This is a genomic window from Acetomicrobium sp. S15 = DSM 107314, from assembly GCF_016125955.1.
Lineage (GTDB): Bacteria > Synergistota > Synergistia > Synergistales > Thermosynergistaceae > Thermosynergistes > Thermosynergistes pyruvativorans.
Map to the genome: position 1 here is coordinate 1 of NZ_JADEVE010000220.1, position 346 is coordinate 346.

The 346-nt window shown below is 54.0% G+C and carries 1 protein-coding gene; it reads right to left on the reverse strand.

What is annotated here, in order from left to right:
- Positions 1-328, reverse strand: a 328-nt coding sequence (locus EZM41_RS14340; RefSeq protein WP_342449251.1) for a M24 family metallopeptidase, incomplete at its 3' end; no start/stop codon positions are given.
- Between the last annotated feature and the right edge of the window lie 18 nt (positions 329-346).

Consider the following 346-nt stretch of genomic DNA (forward strand, 5'->3'; position numbering starts at 1 on the left):
ACTCTTTCCGGCAACACTCAAGAACAAGGCATATCACATGCTGGACATTGGAGAGCATGTAGTTTGCGCCTTCTTGGATAACGGCTTGGAAAAGGGGGTCATTTTGGGCGCGATATACAGCGGGCCGGACGCCGTTCCCAGGACGGCCGTAGTTTGGCACCTGGGGCGGCTCGTGGAGCCTGCGACCTATGCCATGCCCGCAATAATTACGAACAAGGGAAAACCCTTGAGAGATCACATACGATTCGACGGAATGACCTATGTCGCCCACTGTCTTACCCTCCTGAGCAGCCGCAATAGCTCTATGCAGTGACTCCAGGGTAACCATAAGCAGTGCCTCTTTCCT